General features: G+C 66.1%; 20 protein-coding genes. 15 read left to right on the plus strand and 5 right to left on the minus strand.

Translation table 11 applies throughout. From position 1 onward, the window contains the following. Positions 1 to 687 precede the first annotated feature (687 nt). On the minus strand, positions 688 to 1,488 hold the full coding sequence (locus ASE64_RS10400) for a LysM peptidoglycan-binding domain-containing protein (protein ID WP_156351807.1): 801 nt from the start codon (positions 1,486 to 1,488) through the stop codon (positions 688 to 690). 144 nt (positions 1,489 to 1,632) lie between these two features. On the opposite strand from ASE64_RS10400, the gene glmU reads away from it, so the two are divergent. The 3 genes from glmU to ASE64_RS10415 are packed head-to-tail and all read left to right on the plus strand — an operon-like array spanning position 1,633 to position 4,333. Beyond that, positions 1,633 to 3,072: a bifunctional UDP-N-acetylglucosamine diphosphorylase/glucosamine-1-phosphate N-acetyltransferase GlmU gene (glmU, locus tag ASE64_RS10405; RefSeq protein ID WP_055779975.1), complete on the plus strand. Its 1,440-nt coding sequence runs from the start codon at positions 1,633 to 1,635 to the stop codon at positions 3,070 to 3,072. Between the two features lies 1 nt (position 3,073). Next, the gene (locus tag ASE64_RS10410; RefSeq protein WP_055779977.1) at positions 3,074 to 4,051 is read left to right on the plus strand and encodes a ribose-phosphate diphosphokinase; all 978 of its coding nucleotides are present in this window, start codon (positions 3,074 to 3,076) and stop codon (positions 4,049 to 4,051) included. A gap of 27 nt (positions 4,052 to 4,078) precedes the next feature. Further along, entirely contained in the window at positions 4,079 to 4,333 is a 255-nt protein-coding gene (locus tag ASE64_RS10415) for a mycoredoxin (protein WP_055779981.1), read from the plus strand. A gap of 25 nt (positions 4,334 to 4,358) precedes the next feature. Here ASE64_RS10415 and ASE64_RS10420 read toward each other — a convergent pair whose 3' ends face one another. Beyond that, complete coding sequence (locus ASE64_RS10420) at positions 4,359 to 4,727, minus strand: hypothetical protein (protein WP_055779983.1); 369 nt, start codon at positions 4,725 to 4,727, stop codon at positions 4,359 to 4,361. Positions 4,728 to 4,846: 119 nt separating this feature from the next. Here ASE64_RS10420 and ASE64_RS10425 point away from each other — a divergent pair, with 119 nt between their 5' ends. From ASE64_RS10425 to ASE64_RS10440, 4 genes are all read left to right on the plus strand, one after another. Next, positions 4,847 to 6,496 (plus strand): amidohydrolase, encoded by a 1,650-nt coding sequence (locus tag ASE64_RS10425; protein ID WP_055779986.1) that lies wholly within the window; start codon positions 4,847 to 4,849, stop codon positions 6,494 to 6,496. Between the two features lie 70 nt (positions 6,497 to 6,566). Continuing rightward, positions 6,567 to 7,457: an ABC transporter substrate-binding protein gene (locus tag ASE64_RS10430; RefSeq protein WP_055779989.1), complete on the plus strand. Its 891-nt coding sequence runs from the start codon at positions 6,567 to 6,569 to the stop codon at positions 7,455 to 7,457. Between the two features lie 5 nt (positions 7,458 to 7,462). Further along, complete coding sequence (locus ASE64_RS10435; RefSeq protein WP_055779992.1) at positions 7,463 to 8,431, plus strand: amino acid ABC transporter permease; 969 nt, start codon at positions 7,463 to 7,465, stop codon at positions 8,429 to 8,431. After that, a complete protein-coding gene (locus ASE64_RS10440) occupies positions 8,428 to 9,207 on the plus strand; it encodes an amino acid ABC transporter ATP-binding protein (protein ID WP_055779994.1) in 780 nt (259 codons plus the stop codon). Before ASE64_RS10435 ends, ASE64_RS10440 begins: the two co-directional genes overlap by 4 nt. A 56-nt stretch (positions 9,208 to 9,263) precedes the next feature. Here ASE64_RS10440 and gndA read toward each other — a convergent pair whose 3' ends face one another. Together gndA and ASE64_RS10450 are read right to left on the minus strand one after the other, a co-directional pair. Next, positions 9,264 to 10,730 (minus strand): NADP-dependent phosphogluconate dehydrogenase, encoded by a 1,467-nt coding sequence (gene gndA, locus ASE64_RS10445; RefSeq protein WP_082466153.1) that lies wholly within the window; start codon positions 10,728 to 10,730, stop codon positions 9,264 to 9,266. Between the two features lie 41 nt (positions 10,731 to 10,771). Then, complete coding sequence (locus ASE64_RS10450) at positions 10,772 to 11,704, minus strand: NAD(P)-dependent oxidoreductase (protein ID WP_055779998.1); 933 nt, start codon at positions 11,702 to 11,704, stop codon at positions 10,772 to 10,774. An 89-nt stretch (positions 11,705 to 11,793) separates the two neighbouring features. Between ASE64_RS10450 and ASE64_RS10455 the strand changes: the two genes are divergently transcribed. The 6 genes from ASE64_RS10455 to ASE64_RS10480 all read left to right on the plus strand — a co-directional run bounded on the left by ASE64_RS10455 (position 11,794) and on the right by ASE64_RS10480 (position 17,958). Beyond that, positions 11,794 to 12,852: a D-2-hydroxyacid dehydrogenase gene (locus ASE64_RS10455; RefSeq protein ID WP_055780002.1), complete on the plus strand. Its 1,059-nt coding sequence runs from the start codon at positions 11,794 to 11,796 to the stop codon at positions 12,850 to 12,852. Positions 12,853 to 12,887: 35 nt separating this feature from the next. Further along, positions 12,888 to 13,676, plus strand: coding sequence for an IclR family transcriptional regulator (locus ASE64_RS10460; RefSeq protein ID WP_055780005.1), 789 nt, complete (start codon positions 12,888 to 12,890; stop codon positions 13,674 to 13,676). 143 nt (positions 13,677 to 13,819) lie between these two features. Continuing rightward, positions 13,820 to 15,268, plus strand: coding sequence for an MFS transporter (locus ASE64_RS10465; RefSeq protein ID WP_055780007.1), 1,449 nt, complete (start codon positions 13,820 to 13,822; stop codon positions 15,266 to 15,268). Between the two features lie 53 nt (positions 15,269 to 15,321). Next, a complete protein-coding gene (locus ASE64_RS10470) occupies positions 15,322 to 16,089 on the plus strand; it encodes a glucose 1-dehydrogenase (protein WP_055780010.1) in 768 nt (255 codons plus the stop codon). Between the two features lie 48 nt (positions 16,090 to 16,137). Continuing rightward, a complete protein-coding gene (locus ASE64_RS10475; RefSeq protein WP_055780013.1) occupies positions 16,138 to 16,875 on the plus strand; it encodes a fumarylacetoacetate hydrolase family protein in 738 nt (245 codons plus the stop codon). A 12-nt stretch (positions 16,876 to 16,887) separates the two neighbouring features. Next, complete coding sequence (locus ASE64_RS10480; RefSeq protein WP_055780016.1) at positions 16,888 to 17,958, plus strand: L-idonate 5-dehydrogenase; 1,071 nt, start codon at positions 16,888 to 16,890, stop codon at positions 17,956 to 17,958. On the opposite strand, the gene ASE64_RS10485 is transcribed toward ASE64_RS10480, so the two are convergent. Then, entirely contained in the window at positions 17,932 to 18,876 is a 945-nt protein-coding gene (locus tag ASE64_RS10485; protein WP_055780019.1) for a LysR family transcriptional regulator, read from the minus strand. The two genes, ASE64_RS10480 and ASE64_RS10485, sit on opposite strands and share 27 nt — an antisense overlap. 71 nt (positions 18,877 to 18,947) lie before the next feature. Here ASE64_RS10485 and ASE64_RS10490 point away from each other — a divergent pair, with 71 nt between their 5' ends. Both ASE64_RS10490 and ASE64_RS10495 read left to right on the plus strand, forming a co-directional pair. Next, positions 18,948 to 19,838 (plus strand): EamA family transporter, encoded by an 891-nt coding sequence (locus ASE64_RS10490; protein WP_055780022.1) that lies wholly within the window; start codon positions 18,948 to 18,950, stop codon positions 19,836 to 19,838. A 12-nt stretch (positions 19,839 to 19,850) separates the two neighbouring features. Then, entirely contained in the window at positions 19,851 to 20,777 is a 927-nt protein-coding gene (locus tag ASE64_RS10495) for a hypothetical protein (RefSeq protein WP_055780024.1), read from the plus strand. Positions 20,778 to 20,848: the final 71 nt, after the last annotated feature.

Raw genomic sequence — 20,848 nt, forward strand, 5'->3', positions numbered from 1 at the left:
GATGACAGTGCTCGGTGTTGGTGAGGAGGCCGCGATCCTCCGCGGTGATGACAGTGCTCGGTGTTGGTGAGGAGGCCGCGATCCTCCGCGGTTATGGTCCGATCGACCCAGCCACGGCGGCGCAGTTGACGGCGGAGGCAACCTCGTGGAGGCGCATCCTGACCGACCCCATCACGGGACGCATCCTCACGACCGACCCGAGGGACTACCGGCCGACGGCACGCATGATCGACCATGCCCGGTTGGTGCATCCGACGTGTGTGTTTCCGGGGTGCACTGTTCCGTCGGAACAGGCGGATGTCGACCATACAGAAGACCATGCTTACGGAGGCAATCGCCCGGTTGGTGCATCCGACGTGTGTGTTTCCGGGGTGCACTGTTCCGTCGGAACAGGCGGATGTCGACCATACAGAAGACCATGCTTACGGAGGCAACACTATTCCCGAGAATCTCGCCCCGCTGAGTCAGGGCCATCACACGGTGAAGCACCACACCAGGTGGCAGATCACACAGAACGGAGACGACACCCTCACCGCCACCTCGCCAGCCGGCTACCGCTACGTGATCCGACCGGAGGGCAGGATGCAACCCGCACCGAAACAACTCATGGCAGCAGCCGCAGCAGAAAACGCGGCTGCAAACGGAACGGAGCCGCAGAACGATCTCGCCGACTGCCCCTTCTGGCGCTCACCGATTCTCGCGCGAGAGGTTGAGCGTCTCGCCCGTGAAGGCTTGTGCGTCTTCCGGGTTGGGAGAGCGCCTCGGGTTGAGGTAGAAGAGATCGTCGAGGGCGATGCCGAAGCGCTCGGCCACCGCAGCGAGCGTGTCTCCCTGAGCGACCGTGTAGGCGATCGGCTTGTCATCGCTGTCGAGGCTCACGGTGCCCATGGCTCCCGTCGTCGCGCCTGAGTCCGCGACAGACAGGCCGGGGCGCAGGTCAGGCGTATCCCACGTCAGGGTCGCGTGCGAGACGATCGGAATGGGGCAGGACTTATCCACTGCGCCGCCCGACGCCGCCCGGGTCACGACCACTTCTCGAATGAAAGAGACGTCGCCCTGCCCGATGCCGTCGCTGCCGCCGATCGGAAAGACGAGTTGGGCCGCGGGATCGTGGCCCGCATCCGCCTGCCCGAGCCCGAAGCGCCAGTCGGAATCGAGACACCGTTCGTCAGGTGACAGCGCATCGGCGGTGAGCGTGAACTGCACGGCGGCGGAGTCTGACACGACGAGGTCGTCGACCACGAGTTCGAAGATGCCCGCGTCGTTCACCCGAACGACAACCGAGCCCATCACGTCGCCCGAGCCGACGAAGCTGCCGGATGCCGCGGTCGTCCCGGGCGAGAGCACGGGCCGCGCGTCGTCCGCAGCGGAGCCGTTCTGGGAGCCGCTCGCCGACGGGCCCGGCGTGGGTGCGCCCGCGTCTGCGGAGCATCCGGCCAGAAGCAGGATGCCGAGCGTCATGGCCAGAGGCCCCAATCCTCGCGTCATAGCGCAAGTATGCCGTGCGCAGGGTGCGCGCGCAGCGTTCGAGTGCAGCGAGGGCGAGCCCGCTGACGGTATCGTTGAGGCGACGCAAACCGCACCGCGGCCGACGACGGACGCCGTGCCGCAGCCAGAAAACGGAGCAGAGCATTGACCGATTCCCACCTGGCCATCGTGATCCTGGCGGCAGGCCAGGGCACGCGTATGAAGTCCACCACTCCCAAACTTCTGCACACCCTCGCGGGTATCCCGATCGTGAGCCACGTGCTCGCGACGGCGCGTGAGATGGATGCCGCGTACACGGTCGCCGTCGTCCGTCACGAACGCGACCAGCTCGCCGAGGTCATCGACGAGCAGCTGCCCGGGGGCATGATCGTCGATCAAGACGAGATTCCCGGAACCGGGCGAGCAGTCGAGCAGGCTGTCGCGGCACTTCCGGCCGACTTCACCGGCGAGGTTCTGGTCGTCAACGGTGACGTGCCCCTGCTCGACGCGGCCACGCTCACCGCCCTCATCGAGTCACACCGAGCGGGCGCATCCTCGGCCACGCTCCTGTCGGCCTTCCTCGACGACGCGACGGGCTACGGCCGTATCGTGCGCGATGGCGACGGCCGCCTCGAGCGCATCGTCGAGCATCGCGACGCATCCGAGTCCGAGCTCGCGATCTCCGAGATCAACGCGGGTGTCTACCTGTTCGGTCTCTCCGAGCTGCGCGACACGCTCGCGTCGCTCGACACGCAGAACTCCCAGGGAGAGAAGTACCTCACCGACGTCGTCGGCCTGCTGCGAGCGGCGGGCTCCGAGGTCGCGGCCGTTCCGGTCTCCGAACCCTGGCTCGTCGAGGGCATCAACGACCGCGCCCAGCTCAGCGTCGCGGCCGCCAAGCTCAACGCGCTCATCGTGCGCGGATGGCAGCTGGCGGGCGTGACGGTGCACGACCCCGCGACGACGTGGATCGACCTCAAGGCGACCATCGCCAACGACGTCGAGATCCTCCCGGGCTCGCAGATCCGCGGGGCCACGGTCATCGCGACCGGCGCGGTCATCGGCCCCGACACGACTCTCGTCGACTGCGAGATCGGCGAGGGCGCCGTGGTGAAACGCACGGATGCGACCCTGTCGGTCATCGGTGCCGGTGCCAGCGTCGGCCCCTTCGCCTATCTGCGCCCCAACACGATCCTCGAGGCGGGCGGCAAGATCGGCACGTTCGTCGAGACCAAGAACTCCACGATCGGTGCGGGCAGCAAGGTTCCGCACCTCTCGTACATCGGCGACACCACCGTCGGAGTCGCATCCAACGTCGGCGCGGGCACCATCACGGCGAACTACGACGGCGTCAACAAGAACAAGACCATCGTCGGTTCGCACGTGCGCACCGGTTCGCACAACGTGTTCGTCGCCCCCGTTAGAATTGGCGACGGAGCCTACACGGGCGCCGGGACCGTCGTCCGAAAGGATGTACCGGCCGGCGCATTGGCCATCAATGTGGCCCCACAGCGAAACCTCGAGGGCTGGGTCAGCACGAACCGACCGGGAACCGCCGCGGCGATCGCCGCCGAAGACCGTGCGTCAGAACAGAGCGGAGACTAATTTGTCGGACATCACCTCTACCGGGGAGAAGCGCCTTCTGGTCGCATCCGGTCGTGCACACCCGCAGCTGGCCATCGACGTCGCTGCGGCGCTCGGAACCGATCTGCTCCCCACCGATGCCCGCACCTTCGCCAACGGCGAGTTGTACGTGCGCTACGACGAGAGCGTGCGTGGCGCAGACGTCTTCGTGATCCAGTCGCACACGGCGCCGATCAACGAGTGGCTCATGGAGCAACTCATCATGGTCGATGCCCTGAAGCGTGCGTCGGCAAAGCGCATCACCGTGGTCGCCCCGTTCTACCCCTACGCCCGGCAAGACAAGAAGGGCCGCGGGCGCGAGCCCATCTCGGCCCGCCTGGTCGCCGACCTCTTTAAGGCAGCCGGCGCCGATCGCATCATGTCGGTCGATCTGCACGCTGCACAGATCCAGGGCTTCTTCGACGGCCCGGTCGACCACCTCTTCGCCATGCCCGTGCTCCTCGCGCACATGCGCACAGCGCTCGATCCCTCGATGCTCACGGTCGTGTCTCCCGACATGGGCCGCGTGCGCGTCGCCGACATCTGGAGCGACAAGCTCGGAGTTCCTCTGGCGATCATCCACAAGCGTCGCGACCCGCTCGTTCCCAACCAGGTCTCTGTACACGAGATCGTGGGAGACGTCAGCGGCCGGGTGTGTCTGCTGGTCGACGACCTGATCGACACCGGACGAACCATCGTTGCGGCATCCGAAGCGCTGAAGAAGGCGGGGGCGCTGAGCGTCGTCGTCGCGGCCACCCACGCTGTGTTCTCCGATCCGGCCACCGAGATCCTCCAGTCCGACTTCATCGATTCGGTGGTCGTCACCGACACCCTTCCTCTGCCTTCCGAGAAGCGATTCGACAAGCTCACGATCCTTCCGATCGCCCCGCTGATCGCCCGCGCTATCCACGAGGTCTTCGAAGACGGTTCGGTGACGAGCATGTTCGACGGGGACGCCTGATCTTTTTTCGAGCGTAGGCTCGTAGATATGGACTACATTCCCGAAGCCGGCACCATCACCATGTTCTCGACCACGTGGTGCGGCTACTGTTCGCGACTCAAGACCCAGCTCGACAAGCAGGGCATCGGCTACACCGAGGTCAACATCGAAGAGGTAGACGGTACCGCCGAGCTGGTGGCGTCGCTGAACGGCGGAAACCAGACTGTTCCGACCGTCATCTTCCCCGACGGCACGAGTGCGACGAATCCCTCGGCTCGCGAGGTCGTTACGCGTCTGGGCTAGCTAGATCTGACCTAGGTGGATCCGTCTAGGTCGCCTGGCCCGGCTCGGGCCGGACGGGAATCGACGGGAACAGGCCGAGTGGCGCGACATTGCGGTCGCCGCCGTAGGCGCCCACCGTGTAGCACTGCCACCCGAGGCCGCCTTCCCCGAAGAACTCGAAATGCGCGGACGAGCCCTGCGTCGAGGGATCCTGATAAGGGGCGATGATCGCGCAAGCGCGCTCGGCAGTCGCGTGGCTGAAACTCGCCGTCGTGAGAATGCCCGGCAGCACCAGACAGACGAGCCCGACGACCACGACGATGCGCATCGCTCGGCGCATGCGCACACTTCTCAGGGGCCGTTCGCCGTGCGGAACGTAGCCCGAGAGTTCTGGTTCGTCTGAGTAAGAGGACATCTGCCGTCTAGTCTCTCACCCGGTGGCCTGGCCTGCGGATCAGGTTGTAAACACTTCATTACGGCACTGATTCCGTCGCCATCGGTGAGTTATGCTCTGGATATCGGAGGGCTCCAGACGTGAAAGCACAGGCAGACATCGTCTTCGAGAATGGTTCCGTGTTCGACGGGCGGCGATTGCTGCCCTCGTCGACACGAGTGGCCATCTCGGGCAAGGACATCATCGGCGTGGGTTCCGATATCGACGGTATGGTCGGCCCCGGCACTCGCACGGTCGACCTCGACGGTGGCCTCATCCTTCCCGGCTTCACCGACGCCCACATCCATCCCATCGAGGGAGGACTCGAGCGCATGCGCTGCGACCTGTCGCCGGCGTCGACGCGTGACGAGTACCTCGCGATCATCCGCTCCTACGCCGATGCCCACCCCGAGCTCCCGTGGATTCTGGGCGGGGGATGGCAGCTCGCGGCTTTCCCCGGCGGCGTACCCGCGGCATCCGATCTCGATGCCGTCGTCGGCAGACGACCGGTGTTCCTCGCGAACCGCGACCATCACGGCGCCTGGGTATCGACCCGTGCGCTCGAGCTCGCCGGGATCGACCGGAACACGCCCGATCCGATAGACGGCCGTATCGAGCGGCACGCCGACGGATCACCGAGCGGAGTGCTGCAGGAGGGCGCGCGGCTGCTTGTCTCCCGGCACATCCCGGAAGACACCGACGACGACAACTACTCGGCCTTGCTCACTGCTCAGCAGTACCTGCACTCCGTCGGCGTCACCGGCTGGCAGGACGCGATCGTGGGTGACTACGGTAACCACAGCGATACGGGAGACGTGTATCTGCGTGCTGCGCGAAACGGTGACCTCACCGCCCGCGTCGTCGCGGCTCTCTGGTGGGATCGCAACAGGGGCGCCGAACAGATCCCCGAGCTCGTCGCGCGACGCGATCAGCTCGTGCACGAACGCTTCGCCGCGTCGAGCATCAAGATCATGCAGGACGGCATTCCCGAGAACCAGACAGCGGCGATGATCGATCCCTACGTCGTTCCCGCCGGATGCCGATGCGGCGCGGAGGGGCTCGGGTCGGGGTTGTCCTTCGTCGACCCCGCCGTGCTCGGCGACTACGTCGCTGCCCTCGACGCGCTCGCCTTTCAGATTCACTTTCACGCTATCGGTGACCGCGCCGTGCGCGAGGCTCTGGATGCGTTCGCCGAGGCGCGTAGACGCAACGGGCCGAGCGCGAACAGACACCACATCGCCCATGTCCAGGTGGTGCATCCACACGACGTCCCTCGCTTCGCGGAGCTCGACGTGACCGCCAATCTGCAGACACTCTGGGCGAGCTTCGAACCGCAGATGATCGAACTGAACCTGCCGGTCCTCGGAGATGAGCGCGCGGCGTGGCAATACCCGTTCGCCGATCTCGCGCGCGCCGGAGCAGAGCTGGCGTCCGGCAGCGACTGGCCCGTCACCACGCCCGATCCCTGGGCCGCGTTGCATGTGGCTGTCAATCGCACGCTTCCTCCAGGCGACGCCGACTACACGCCCCGTGTTTTCTACCCCGCACAGGCGCTCAGCCTCGAGCAGGCGCTCGCGTCGTACACCTCGGGGTCGGCGCGCATCAACGGCCACGATTCCGCCGGACGAATCAAGGCGGGATTCGATGCAGACCTGGTGGTCGTGGATCGTGACCCCTTCGCGTCACCCGCCGAACTCATCTCCGAGACCCGCACCCGCGAGACCTGGGTCCGGGGCCGTCGGGTGTTCTGATGACGCCGGTCCGCACTCAGCTTCTCCTTATCGCATCATCACCACCATCAACACACCGAATGAGGCTCCAATGAAATCGATCAGACTCGTCCCCATAGCGCTGCTGGCCAGCGCGGCCCTGCTGCTCACCGGCTGCGTGAACAACGAGCCCACCACTCCCGCGTCGAGCGGCACCGCCCCTGCCGTCGCCAAAGACGACGCGGCAGCGAAGCTCGTTCCCGAAGACGTGGCATCGGCCGGCAAGCTCGTCATCGGCACCGACGCCACCTACGCTCCGAACGAATTCAAGGATGCCGACGGCAACCCGACAGGCTGGGAGATCGAGCTGGCCGACGCGATGGCCGCCAAGCTCGGTCTGACGACCGACTACCAGATCGCCAAGTTCGACAACATCATTCCCTCGATCACCGGTGGAAAGTACAACCTGGGTCTGTCGTCGTTCTTCGACACGAAGGAACGCCAGCAGCAGGTCGACATGATCGACTACTACACCGCGGGAATCCAGTGGGCGTCGTTGGCCGACAAGAAGATCGATCCCGAGAACGCCTGCGGCATCAAGCTCGCCGTGCAGAATGGAACGACGGAGGCCCTCGACGATGGCCCCGCGAAGTCGGACGCCTGCGTCGCCGCGGGCAAGGAGCCGATTGAACTGCTCGGCTACGACACTCAGGACGACGCCACGGCGGCGGTCACCCTCGGCCGTGCCGACGCGATGTCGGCAGACTCTCCCGTGACGCAGTATGCCGTCGCGCAGTCGGACGGCAAGCTCGTCACCTCGGGCGAGGTCTACTCGGTCTTCCTCTACGGCATGCCCATCGCGAAGGACTCGGGACTCGGCGAGGCGCTTCAGGCTGCGCTGCAGTCGCTGATGGATGACGGAACCTACAAGGAGATCCTCTCGAAGTGGGGCGTCGAGCAGGGCGCCATCGACAAGATCGACATCAACGGCGCCACGGAGTAGCTCTCATGGAGACCACAGGACCCTCGGGTCAGCCGGAGCGGATCGTCGCGATCCCGCTCCGGCACCCGGTGCGCAACGTCGTAGCCGTCGTCATCATCCTCATCGTCGTGCTGTTCGTCGTCGACGCGGCATTCTTCCGCCCGGCGTACGACTGGCCGGCGGTGGGCAAGTACATCTTCGATGTGCGCGTCTCGCAGGCGGCGCTCGTCACGATCGAATTGACCGTGCTGGCGATGGTGGGCGCGATCGTGCTCGGCACTCTTCTCGCCGTCATGAGGCTCTCGCCCAATCCGGTGCTGAAGTCGGTGGCCTGGGCCTACCTGTGGATCTTCCGCGGCACCCCGGTGTATGTGCAGCTGGTCTTCTGGGGCCTGCTCGCAACGATCTACAAGACCATCTCGGTCGGGGTGCCCTTCAGCTCCGATGTGCTGTTCAGCTGGACTACCCAAGACGCGATCAGCGTGTTCTGGCTCGCCGTGATCGGTCTCGCGCTCAATGAGGCCGCCTACATGGCCGAGATCGTCCGGGCGGGAATGCTCTCGGTTGACCCCGGACAGAGCGAGGCATCGACCGCGCTCGGCATGTCGTGGTCGCAGACGATGCGCCGCATCATCATCCCGCAGTCGATGAGAGTGATCATTCCGCCCACCGGCAACGAGGTGATCTCGATGCTCAAGACGACCTCGCTGGTCACGGCGGTGCCGTTGTCGACCGACCTCTACACGCGCACGAGGGATATCTCGGCAGAGACGTTCAATCCCATTCCGCTGCTCATCGTGGCATCGATCTGGTACCTGTTCTTCACCTCTCTCCTGATGATCGGGCAGTACTTCCTCGAGCGTCGTTTCGCCCGCGGATCGCGCTTCGTCGATGTGGGACCGGGCGTGGAGAACCCCGCCGTTCTCGTGGGCGCGACCCCGACGGCTCCTGTCGCCGCGCAACCGGACACCTCGACGGAAGGCCGATCCTCATGACCGAACCCCTCGCATCCAGCCCCATGGTGATCGCCGACCGCGTCGTGAAGTCGTTCGGGTCGCACACCGTGTTGAAAGACATCTCTCTGACTGTGAACCGGGGCGAGGTGGTGTGTGTCATCGGGCCGTCCGGATCGGGCAAGTCCACGTTCCTCCGCTGCATCAACCACCTGGAGAAGCTCGATGGAGGCCGGTTGACGGTCGACGGCGAGTTGATCGGGTATCGCCAGCGCGGCGACAAGATCTACGAGCTGAAACCGAAGGAGGCTGCGGCGCAGCGCAAAGACATCGGCATGGTGTTCCAGCGCTTCAACCTGTTTCCACACCTGACCGTTCTCGAGAACATCATGGAGGCACCGCTGCAGGTGAAGCGGCAGAGCCGGGCGTCCGCGTCTGCGCGAGCGCTTGAGCTGCTCGCCCGGGTGGGGCTCGCCGAGAAGGCGAAGGCCTACCCGGCTTCTCTATCGGGCGGGCAGCAGCAGCGGGTCGCCATCGCTCGGGCACTCGCGATGGATCCGAAACTGATGCTGTTCGATGAGCCTACGTCGGCGCTCGACCCCGAACTCGTCGGCGAGGTGCTCGATGTGATGAAGCAGCTCGCCAAAGACGGCATGACCATGATCGTGGTGACGCACGAGATGGGATTCGCCCGAGAGGTGGCCGACTCTCTTGTCTTCATGGACGGCGGCGTCGTGGTCGAACGGGGTGATCCTCGCGAGGTGCTCACGAACCCGCAGCAGGACCGTACGAAGTCGTTCCTCTCGAAGGTCCTCTAGACGACACAAAGCCCCGTGCCCGCTGAAGAGCAGGCACGGGGCTTTTTTTGCGTCGGCTAGTGCGAGGAGCCCTCGGACTCGATCTCTGTGCGGTCGCCAGACCAGAGAGTGTGGAAGGTGCCTTCCTTGTCGATGCGCTTGTAGGTGTGCGCTCCGAAGAAGTCGCGCTGCCCCTGCACGATGGATGCCGGCAGTCGGTCTGCGCGCAGCCCGTCGTAGTAGGCGAGCGACGACGAGAAGGCGGGGGTCGGGATTCCGGCCTGAACCGCGCTCACGACGACCCGTCGCCAGGCATCCTGCGTTCCCGCGATCGCCTCGGTGAAGTACGGCGCGGTGACCAGGGCGACGAGGCCAGGGTTCTCGGCGTACGCCTCGGTGATGCGGTTGAGGAAGCGGGCCCGGATGATGCAGCCGCCGCGCCAGATCTTGGCGATCTCGCCCTTCTTGATGTCCCAGCCGTAGTGCTCGGCGCCGGCGACGATGGCGTCGAAGCCCTGCGAGTAGGCGATGATCTTCGACGCGTAGAGCGCCTTGCGCACGTCTTCGATGAACGCGGCCGGGTCGTCGACGGCCACGGTCTCGCTTGGGCCGGGCAGACTGCTGGATGCGGCGCGCTGGGCGGGCTTCGATGAAAGGGCCCGGGCGAAGACGGCCTCGGCGATGCCCGAGACGGGGATGCCGAGGTCGAGCGCGGTCTGCACGGTCCAGACGCCGGTGCCCTTCGATCCTGCCTGGTCGAGGATCACATCGACGAGCGGGCGGCCCGTCTCCGCATCGACCTGACGAAGGACCTCGGCGGTGATCTCGATGAGGTAGCTCTCGAGCTCGCCGGTGTTCCACTCGGCGAAGACATCGGCGATCTGAGCGGGGGAGTAGCCCGTGCCGCGACGGATCAGGTCGTAGGCCTCGGCGATGAGCTGCATGTCGGCGTACTCGATGCCGTTGTGGATCATCTTGACGAAGTGGCCCGCGCCGTCGGTGCCCACGTGGGTGACGCAGGGCTCGCCTTCGGCGACGGCTGCGATCGAGGCGAGGATGGGGCCGAGGGTCTCGTAAGCCTCTGCCGAACCGCCGGGCATGATGCTGGGGCCGTTCAGGGCGCCCTCTTCGCCACCGGAGATTCCGGCACCGACGAAGTTGATGCCGCGTTCGCGCACGGCCTTCTCGCGACGGATGGTGTCGGTGAACAACGCGTTGCCGCCGTCGACGATAATGTCGCCTTCCTCGAAGAGGTCGGAGAGCTGGCTGATCACCGCGTCGGTGCCCTTGCCCGCCTGCACCATGATGATCGCGGTACGCGGCTTCTGCAGTGAAGCCACGAACTCCTCGATCGTCTTGGAGGCGACGAACTCGGCCTCCGGATGTTCACTGGTCAAGAGGTCGGTGCGCTCCGGCGAGCGGTTGTACACGGCGACCGTGTTGCCCTCGCGGCTGGCGAGGTTGCGGGCGAGATTCGAGCCCATCACGGCGAGGCCGACCACGCCGATGTTGGCGGTGGCCGTCGAACTTGAAGTGTCTGACACTGTCTGGTCTCCTAGGTGTTGTTCCGTCGTCTACAGCGTAGCTAACGGGGTTGCTCGGGGCTTGAGATGTAGCGGTGAATGACGGCGAGATCGTCGTCGCCGAGACCCGCTGCGACCAGGCCGTCGAACTGTGCGCGCAGCGCATCCAGAACCGGCGCCGTCGTGGCCGTCTCGACGGCCGCCGCATGGGCGAACGAGAGGTCTTTGACCATGTAGCGGGCGGCGCCCGAGGGGGAGTAGTCGCGCTCGACGAGCCTGTCCTTCTTCGTCTCGAGAACACGGCTGCCCGCGTACCCTCCCTGCAGCAGTGTCAACAGGGCGTCGAGGTCGAGCCCCGAGCGCTCGGCGATGACGCTCGCCTCGCTGACGGCGGCCATCGTCGCCGCGACGATGAGCTGGTTGCAGGCCTTCGCGATGTCGCCCGAACCGAGGGGCCCGAGATGCACCGGGGTGCCGCACGCCGCGAGGATGGGTAGAGCGGTGGCGACATCGGCCTCGCCGCCGCCGACCATGATCGAGAGTGTCGCGGCCGCCGCGCCCTCGGTTCCGCCCGAGACGGGCGCGTCGACGATGTGCATCCGGCCGTCGGTCTGCTGTCGCAGACGCTCATCGGTCGTGCGGATGCCTGTGGGCGACACTGACGAGCAGACGACGACCACGCAGGTGGTCGGTGCCTCGGTCAGGCCCCCTTCGGCGAACAGGAGCTCGTCGACCTGTGGGAGGTCGGGGACCATGAGGATGACGACGTCGCTCGCGCGTGCGATCTCGGCCGGGGTGTCGGCCCACGCGGCACCCGCCGACAAGGCGGCAGCGGCCCGATCGCGGGAGCGAGCGGTGACCGTGAGAGAGCCGGGGAATGCGGCGAGGAGGTTCAACGCCATGGGCGTTCCCATGTTGCCGAGACCGATCATGCCGATCGAGAGCCGGGTATCAGGATTTCTTGTAGCGGAAGAAGCTGTATGCGCCGTTGACATGTGAACAGCATATAGAACACTGTTCAGAGGAGTGAATAGCTGGATAGACTGAACGTCAGACAAGTTTACGGATTTCTAAGGACGACGACGTGACTCAAGAAGACCATCGACTCCGTGTCGTTGCGGCTACCCCGATCAGCGAAGAGCTCATCGAGATGGTTGTGGCGCGCGAGCCCCGCATCGACTTCATCCGCGATCAGGAGCTTCTGCCCCCGATGCGATTTCCGGGAGATCACTCGGGAGACCCCTCTTTCGAGCGCACTCCAGAGCAGCAGGAGCGCTTCGAATCGCTGATAGACAGTGCAGAGGCGCTCTATGGACTGCCCGACGAATCGGCCACCGCGCTCAAGCGCGCCGCCGATGCGAATCCGGGTCTCCGCTGGGTTCAGGGCATGCCTGCCGGTGTGGGTGGTCAGGTGAAGAAGGCCGGATTGACCAACGAGCAGCTCGCGCGGGTCGCCGTGACCTCGTCGGCCGGCGTGCATGTCGGCCCGCTCGCCGAGTTCGCCGTCTTCGGCCTGCTCGCGGGTGCCAAGACGCTTCCGCGATTGCAGCAGCAGCAACGCGAGCACCGCTGGACCGACAGGTGGAACATGAAGCACCTGGCGCAGCAGACGATCCTGGTCGTCGGCCTCGGCAGTATCGGGCGTGAGACCGCGCGCAAGCTGAAGGCCATGGGAGCCGGCGTCATCGGCACGAGCAGGCACGCGACGCCCGTGGAGCACGTCGACGAGATCGTTCATCCCGATGACCTGGCCGAGGTCGTGGCCCGAGTCGACGGAATCGTCGTCACGCTGCCGGGGACGGCCGCCACCGACAAGATGATCGACTCGCGCGTCCTCGCCAGTGTGGTTCCCGGAACCACTCTCGTCAACGTGGGCCGCGGCACCGTCATCGACGAAGACGCCCTCGTCGCCGCCCTCGACGACGGGCGTATCGGCTTCGCAGCGCTCGACGTCTTCGCGTCGGAGCCGCTGTCAGCGGACAGCCCGCTGTGGGATTCTCCTCGAGTGCTGGTGAGCCCGCACACCGCCGCCGTCAACTCCGAGGAGGACAGGCTCATCGCCGAGCTCTTCGCCGAGAATGCACGGCGCTACCTCGATGGCGAGGATCTGATCAATCGGGTTGATACGGTCGAGTTCTACTAGTCGACGGGCCACGAGTCCGAGTCGAAGGGGAGACGATGGCTGTTCCAGACACCGAGGCCGACAAGGGTGCACTCGCTCCCGCGGTCGTGAAGGCGGTCAAGATCCTCGATCTGCTCGCGGAGACCCCCGGGCGTGCCAGGGCCTTGAGTGATATCGCGCGCGAACTGGGTATCGCCAAGTCGTCGACCTCCAATCTGTGCGCCTCCCTCGAGGAGGGTGGCCTCGTGCGACGCACGGAGGGTGGCTTTCTGCTGGGTCGGCGCGCTGTCGAGCTCGGCAGCGCGTACCTCGCCGGATTCGATCAGATCCGGGAGTTCTATCGCATCTGCGAAGAGTCCGAGGTGCTTCGCTCGCAGCTGGTGCAGATAGCGATGCTCGACGGTGCACGGGTTCTCTACCTCGCCGTCTACGAGGGGCGCGAGCGCTTTCCTCTCTCCGCGAGCGTCGGGGACCGCTATCCTGCATCTGCGACGGCGGTGGGCACCGCCCTGCTCGCGGAACTCGATCCGCGACGCATAGAAGACCTCTTCAGAGAGCCCAGTCACCTCGTGACCCTCACGAACCGATCGACCGCCGATCTCGAGTCCTTGCAGGCGAAGCTCGAGGAGACGCGGGTGCAGGGGTACGCCGTCGATGACGGGGAGATCCATCTCAGCGTGCTCGGTCTGGCCGTGCTCATCCCGTCGAGCAGGGTGGGCGAACCGTCGTTCAGCATCGGCGCGTCGCTCGTGCATCCGAGCGACACCCCCGAGCAGAGGGGCGACGTTCTGGAGGCGCTGCGGGTGGCGGCCGACGAGCTGACGCGACCTCTGTTGGTCGCCTGACGGTTGCCGTAAAGGTGAGCGATAAATATTTCGTTCAGAATGTTGAACTCTGTTCAGCAGGGTGTTAGCGTCGGTCTCGGCGGGCAAAGCAGCCCGCTGAGGTCGACGCCTCGAAATCAACGGTGACTTCTCGTAGGCACCGTATGAGGTGTCTCCAAGCGAGGAGAACAACCGTGACTACGAACGATCCATCCACACCGGCCAGGGCATCCGACGATCCCGACTACGCTGCTAATCTCCGTCGAGCCACCCTCGCCTCGAGCGTGGGAAGCGCCCTCGAGTACTACGACTTCGCCCTCTACGGGCTGGCCTCGGCGCTCATCTTCTCGAAGGTCTTCTTCACGGACCTCGATCCCGCGGTGGGTCTCGTGGCGAGCATGGCCACATTCGGTGTGGCGTTCATCGCCCGCCCGCTCGGCGGCATCTTCTTCGGAACCATCGGAGACCGTCTCGGTCGCAAGTGGGTTCTCCTCGTGACGATCGCGCTGATGGGCGGCGCGTCGACGCTCGTCGGCGTTCTGCCGAGCTACGAGCAGGTCGGCATCTGGGCTCCGATCCTCCTCGTCCTCATGCGTCTGCTGCAGGGCTTCGGGGCCGGCGCCGAGCAGGCCGGCGCAACGGTACTGATGGCCGAGTACGCGCCCGTCCGCCGTCGAGGCTTCTTCGCCGCACTGCCCTTCATCGGCATCCAGGCTGGAACGCTTCTCGCGGCCGGCGTCTTCGTCTACCTCGGCACGCTGCCCACCGAGGTGCTGCTCTCGGGTGTCTGGCGCATCCCGTTCCTCGCCTCGATCGTGCTCATCGGCGTCGCGCTCTTCATCAGGCTCCGACTGCGCGAGAGCCCGACCTTCGTGCAACTCGAGAAGCAGGAGCAGGTCGCCGACAGCCCGCTCAAAGAGATCTTCACCAGTTCCTTTCCCTCGGTTCTGCGCGGCATCGGTCTGCGGATGGCGGAGAACGGCGGCTCGTACCTCTTCAACACGCTCGCCGTGAGCTATGTGGTCGGCACCATCGGAATCGGCGCGTGGATCGGCCCGCTGGCCGTCGCCGTCGGCTCCCTGGTGGGCATGGTCTCGGTGCCCTTCGCGGGCCATCTGTCGGACAGGTTCGGACGGCTTCCGGTCTACCGATTCGGAGCAGCGTTCCTGCTCGTGCTCGCTTTCCCCGGCTGGTGGCTGTTGTCGCTCGGCAACCCCGTGGTCGTCATCGTCGTGATCGCCGTCGCCATCGGATTCGGCGTGAACACCATGCTGGGTGCGCAATGCGCCATGCTGCCGGAACTCTTCGGCAACCGTCACCGCTACATCGGCGTCGCCACCTCGCGCGAGCTCAGTGCGGTTCTTGCCGGAGGCCTCGCGCCCGTTCTCGGAGCGTGGCTCATCGCGATCACCGGCGGAGCCTGGTGGCCGCTCGCGATCTACGTCTTCGTTCTGGCCGCCATCACGCTGGGCTCCACGTTCATCACTCCGGAGACCCGGGGCCGGGATCTGACGCGGTTGCAGGACGCCGTGCTCGACAGCGACGAGGACGTGCGCACCCGCCCCACCGCGATGGTCTCGAAGAAGGAACACCTCGCCCGATCGTCACGCTGACGCGCGCACTCCATGACCTGCACCCGACTCGCATCACACGCAAAGGACTCACGATGACCGACCTCTTCGACTTGACGGGCCGTACCGCCCTCGTCACCGGGTCTAGCCGGGGCATCGGCCTCACGCTCGCCCACGGCCTCGCGGCCTCGGGGGCACGGGTGGTGCTGCACGGTCGCGATCAGGCGACTCTCGACGCCGCCCGAGACGCAGTGCTCGCCTCGAGCGATGTCGAGGTCTTCACGGCGACGTTCGACGTCACCGATCGTGACGCCGTCGAAGCGGGGGTGACTCGGATCGAGCGGGAGTTCGGCGACATCGACATCCTCGTCAACAACGCGGGGATCCAACGCCGCGCTCCGTTCACCGAGTTCAGCGCCGACGACTGGAACGACCTCGTGGCGACGAACCTGTCGAGCGCGTTTTTCGTCGGTCAGCGGATCGCGCGCGGCATGGTGTCTCGCGGCTCGGGAAAGATCGTGAACATCGGCTCGGTGCAGTCGCAGTTGGGCCGACCGGGCATCGCCGCCTACGCCGCGACCAAGGGCGGAATCGCCATGCTGACCAAGGGCATGTGCGCCGATCTCGGCCCGAGCGGAATCCAGGTCAACGCGCTCGCGCCCGGATACTTCGCAACCGAGCTCACCCAGGCGCTCGTCGACGATGCGGCCTTCAGCGAGTGGGTGAGGACGCGCACTCCGGCGGGTCGCTGGGGAGATACGCAGGATCTCGTGGGCACGCTCGTGTTCCTCTCATCCCGGGCGTCGGACTTCGTCAACGGACAGATCGTCTACGTCGACGGCGGGATGACCGCCGTGGTCTGACGGCACCGTGCGACTCCTCACCTCCCACCCTCTCTGAAAGGCACCGATATGCGCATTGCGCGACTCGATACATCCAACGGCCCGAGCCATGCGGTGGCCGACGCCGCCGGTTGGCAGCACGTCGTCGACCCCTTCGCAGACGAACTCGTGTTCACGGGCGCCACAACGGCTTTCGACGAGGCTGTGCTGCTCGCGCCCGTCGAACCGCGGGTTCTGCTCGGTATCGCGCAGAACAAAGGCAACAACGACCACGTGCTTCCCATCCAGGCCTGGTACAAATCGCCCCACACGGTGACCGGGCAGAACGCGCACATCGAGATCGTGCGCGGAGTCGGCCAGGTCAACGTCGAAGGCGAGCTCGCCGTCGTGATCGGTCGCCACGCGTCGAAGCTCACGGTCGACGACGCTCTCGATGCCGTGCTCGGCTACACGATTGCGAATGACGTGACCAACGTCGACCAGGTGCCGATCGACGAGAAGAACTTTCAGAGCAAGAGCGGACCGCGCTACACGCCGCTCGGTCCGTGGATCGAGACCGAGATCGACGACCCCGAATCCGTGCCCACCGAGGTCGCCATCAATGGTGTCGTGCTGGCTGAGTCGGGCTCGTTCAACCTGGGCTCGACGGTGGTGGAGACGCTCGTCTATGTCACGTCGTGGCTCGATCTCGAAGCCGGCGATGTCGTGATGACAGGTGCACCGCGAACGTTTCTCCCCGTCGTTCCCGGCGACCGGGTCGACATCCGTCTCGAGGGAATCGGAACCCTCAGCAGCACGATCGTCTAGGAGACGCACCCGATGAGTTCCCCCACAGAAGCAGCCGCTACCCACGCTGTGAGCGGCGCCGCCGTCGGCGTCGTGGCGCATGCGAAAGACGATCTGCGCGTCGAGAATATCGCCGTGCCGGTGGCCCGTGCCGACCAGGCGATCATCGACGTGGCGTATGGGGGCATCTGCGGCTCCGATCTCCATTACTGGTTGCACGGAGCGGCGGGAGAATCGATCCTCAAGCGGCCCATGCTCCTGGGGCACGAGGTCGTGGGCAGCGTGCGCCAGGCTGCGGCCGACGGCTCGGGCCCCGCAGCGGGAACGCGCGTCGCCGTGCACCCGGCCACACCCGGGCCGGGCGACGGCTCCCGCTATCCCGAGGACCGTCCCAATCTGTCGCCCGGGTGCACCTATCTCGGCAGCGCGGCGAGAGACCCGCACACTGACGGCGCTTTTGCATCTCGTGTCGTGCTCGACAGCCGGATGCTGCGCCCGCTTCCCGACGGCCTGTCACTGCGCGACGCCGCGCTGGTCGAGCCGGCCAGCGTGGCGTGGCACGCCGTCGCCCGGGCGGGCGAGGTGCGAGGCAAACGCGTGCTCGTCATCGGAAGCGGCCCGATCGGTGCGTTGATCGTCGCCGTTCTGAAGCGCGCCGGTGCGGCCGAGATCGTCGTCACCGACATGTTCGAAGGGCCCCTTGCCATCGCTTCGGCGGTCGGAGCCGACAGGACGATCCATGCAACCGACAGTGCCGCGATCGCCGCTGTCGATGCCGACATCGCCCTCGAGTCATCGGGCAGTCACCGCGGGCTCGCGTCGGCGGTGCGCGGAGTCACCCGAGGCGGCCGGGTCGTGATGGTCGGGCTCCTGCCCTCGGGAGAACAGCCGGCGCTCATCTCCACGGCGATCACTCGAGAACTCGAACTCGTCGGGTCGTTCCGATTCAACGACGAGATCGACGAGGTCATCGCGGCGCTCGCGGACGGTTCGCTGCAGGTGGGCGCCGTCGTGACCCACGAGTTCGGCGTTGAGGAAGCTCTGCGGGCGTTCGAGGTGGCGAAGGACTCCGCGGTGTCAGGAAAGGTGCTGCTGCGGTTCTGATTCGACGCCCTCACGGGGGTCGGATGCGCCGGCTTCGGCCACGAGTTCGTCGAGAACGAGGTGTACGGCGCGTCTGGCCGCCCGGTCTGGACGCATGAGGACCTCGATGCGGCGACCCGCTCTGAGATCGGTGAGTGGTACGAGCACGTAGCGCCCGGATGCGCGTTCGAGCGACGTATTGCGGGGGAGTAGCGCGACGCCGTGGCCCGCCGCCACCAGTTTCTCCGTGAGCGGCAGATGAGTGGTGCGGTGGACGACGTGTGCGGAGATGCCCGCCTGGGCCGACATCGCCTGCAGGACCCGATCGAGGGGAAAATTCACCGGAACGCCGATCCAGTCTTCTTCGATCACGTCGGCGGGAGAGACCCGCGACCGCGACGACAACGGGTGATCGAGCGGAAGCGCGACGTCGAGCGGTTCTCTCAAGAGAGGTACGACGGTGAGGCGTTCGCGGTCTGACGGAAGGACGTCGTCAGAGCGGTGGGCGACGACGACGTCGAAGTCGCTCGTGAGCGCGGCGAAATCGTCTTGCGATACATCGCGGTCGGAGATCTCCAATGCGATGCCGGGGTGCGCGCGCATACGGGTGAGCAGCCCGGGCACAAGAAGCTCCGCCGCCGAGTAGAAGATCGCCATGCGCACGGTTCCGGATGCGCCGCCGCGGAAGGCGCTCCAGATCGCCTCGGCCTCGGCTACGGCCGTCGCGACCCGCACGGAGCTCTCTGCCAGGGCGTGTCCGGCGTCGGTGAGGCGCACGCCTCGGCCTACCCGTTCGACCAGCACGGTGCCGACCTGACGCTGCAGCGTGCGCAACTGCTGCGAGACGGCACTGGGCGTCTTGCCCAGTGCATACGCAACCTCGGTGACACTTCCGCGTTCGGCCAGCTCGCGGAGCAGGGCGAGTTGATTCACATCCATGAAGGAAGGCTACAAAGTCGATGCCTTCCGATGCAATTGTCCTTCAGCTACAAGTAGGTCACCATGGGCATATGTCCCCCCGAGATCGACTCCTCGCTGTACTCGTCGCCGTGTGCTGGGGGCTCAACTTTCCCGCCACCGCCCTCGCCCTCGATCACTTTCCGCCCTTCTTTCTCGTGGCTTTCCGGTTCGCCTTGATCGCGATTCCGACGGTGCTCTTCGTTCCCCGACCGGCGATCAAGCTGCGTTGGCTGCTCGGCGCCGGTCTCGGCATCGGACTGCTCCAGTTCGCCTTTCTCTACGCGGGCATGGCCGCGGGGATGCCGAGCGGTCTCGCCTCGCTCGTGCTGCAGGCATCCGCCCCGTTCACGGTGCTGATCGCGGGAATCTGGCTGCGCGAGCGGATCACCCAGCGGCAGGCGATCGGCATCGCCGTCGCCGTGCTGGGCCTCGCTGCGATCGCGGTGTACAGAGCACAGGTGGCCGCGTTGCTGCCCGTCATCCTCACCCTGTGCGGTGCGCTCGGTTGGGCGATCGGCAACGTGTCGACCCGCAAGGCCGAGGCTCCGAATCCGTTCCGTCTCACGCTGTGGATGTCGGTGGTGCCGCCGGTTCCGATGCTCGCGGTCGCGCTGCTGGTCGAAGGGCCGCAGCGCATCGGCGACAGCCTCGGAACGATGTTCACGCTCGTCGCCCTTCCGGCTCTGTTCGGCCTTCTCTACATCGTGCTCATCGCCACGCTGGTAGGGTACGGAATCTGGGGCGGCCTGCTGAAACGCAATCCCTCGAGCGTGGTCGCTCCGTTCTCCATGCTCGTACCCGTTGTGGGTGTTCTGGCGTCGTGGCTGGCCTTCGGAGAGGTCATCGACATCGTCGAGTTGATCGCCGGGGTGTTCGTGGTCGGCGGCGTGCTCTTCGCCAGTGCGCGAGGCAGGCGGGTGGCGGTGCCGGCCACCGCCTGAGAAGATCGCTGAATGTCCCAGCGAATCTTCTCCGCGTCCGACTTTCAGGAATCTCCCGCGCGCGGGTCGCGATCCGGGGGAGGGTCGGTCGCCGCTCGAGTCATCAGCGCGGTGATCGGGCTGATCGTCACGGTGCCGGCTCTTCTGCTCGTCGTCGCGGGAGGAGGTCGGGCGTACCAGGAGACCGTCCTGCAAGCCCGAACCGAACCCGATATCGGGTCGATCCTCGTCGCCGTAGCCGGATTGGTGCTGCTTATCGTGGTCGTACTGTCCGGACTGCTCTCCGCAGCGGGCCCACTGATCGGCGGAATCCTCGTCACCGCATCGTCCGTGGCGTTCCTTCTCGATCCGATGCTGGCACTGTCGGCGGCACAGGTGCTGCCCGGTTTCGGACCGACCGCCGTCGTGACACTCACTCTCTGGTCACAGTCCGGTTTTCTCCTCGCCGTCGGTGTCGTGCTGCTCGCATCTGCTCTCGCACGCGTCATCGCCTCGCGCTCGGGTGCAGCCCGGCGCCGCGGCGCCCGCGCGGTCGTGTCGCTCGTCGTGGCCGTGGTCGCGACGACAGGAGGGCTCGCGCTGCTCGTCGTCGGATCGACCGAGCTGCTGCGCTCGGCCGGGGCGTTCGGCGGCCGTTCCCTCGACGTCGCCTCGCTCGTGATCCTCCTGGCCGGATGTCTCGTTCTGGGCGGTGTCGCACTCACCGCCGCGTGGAGCTCGGTCGGAACGGCGGTCGTGGGTGTGATCCTCCTGGTCGCCGGCGTGGCTGGCTTCCTGCCCGCTGTGTCGACGTTCGTCTTTCGCGCCCTGACCTGGGTGTCCACGGACGCCTCCGCCGGAGCATCCACGATGTTCGCGGTCGGTGTCATCGCCGTACTGGGCGTGGCCTTGATCGGATCGGCAGCGTCGTCTGCGCGTGCGCGGCGAGCGGCGCGCTGACCCGCCGTGTACACTGGCCACTGAACTTCGGCGAGGGATGCCGTTCGGCGTGCGATCACTGCGCCCGAAGA

Origin of the sequence: Agreia sp. Leaf210 (assembly GCF_001421485.1) — a bacterium.
Lineage (GTDB): Bacteria > Actinomycetota > Actinomycetes > Actinomycetales > Microbacteriaceae > Agreia.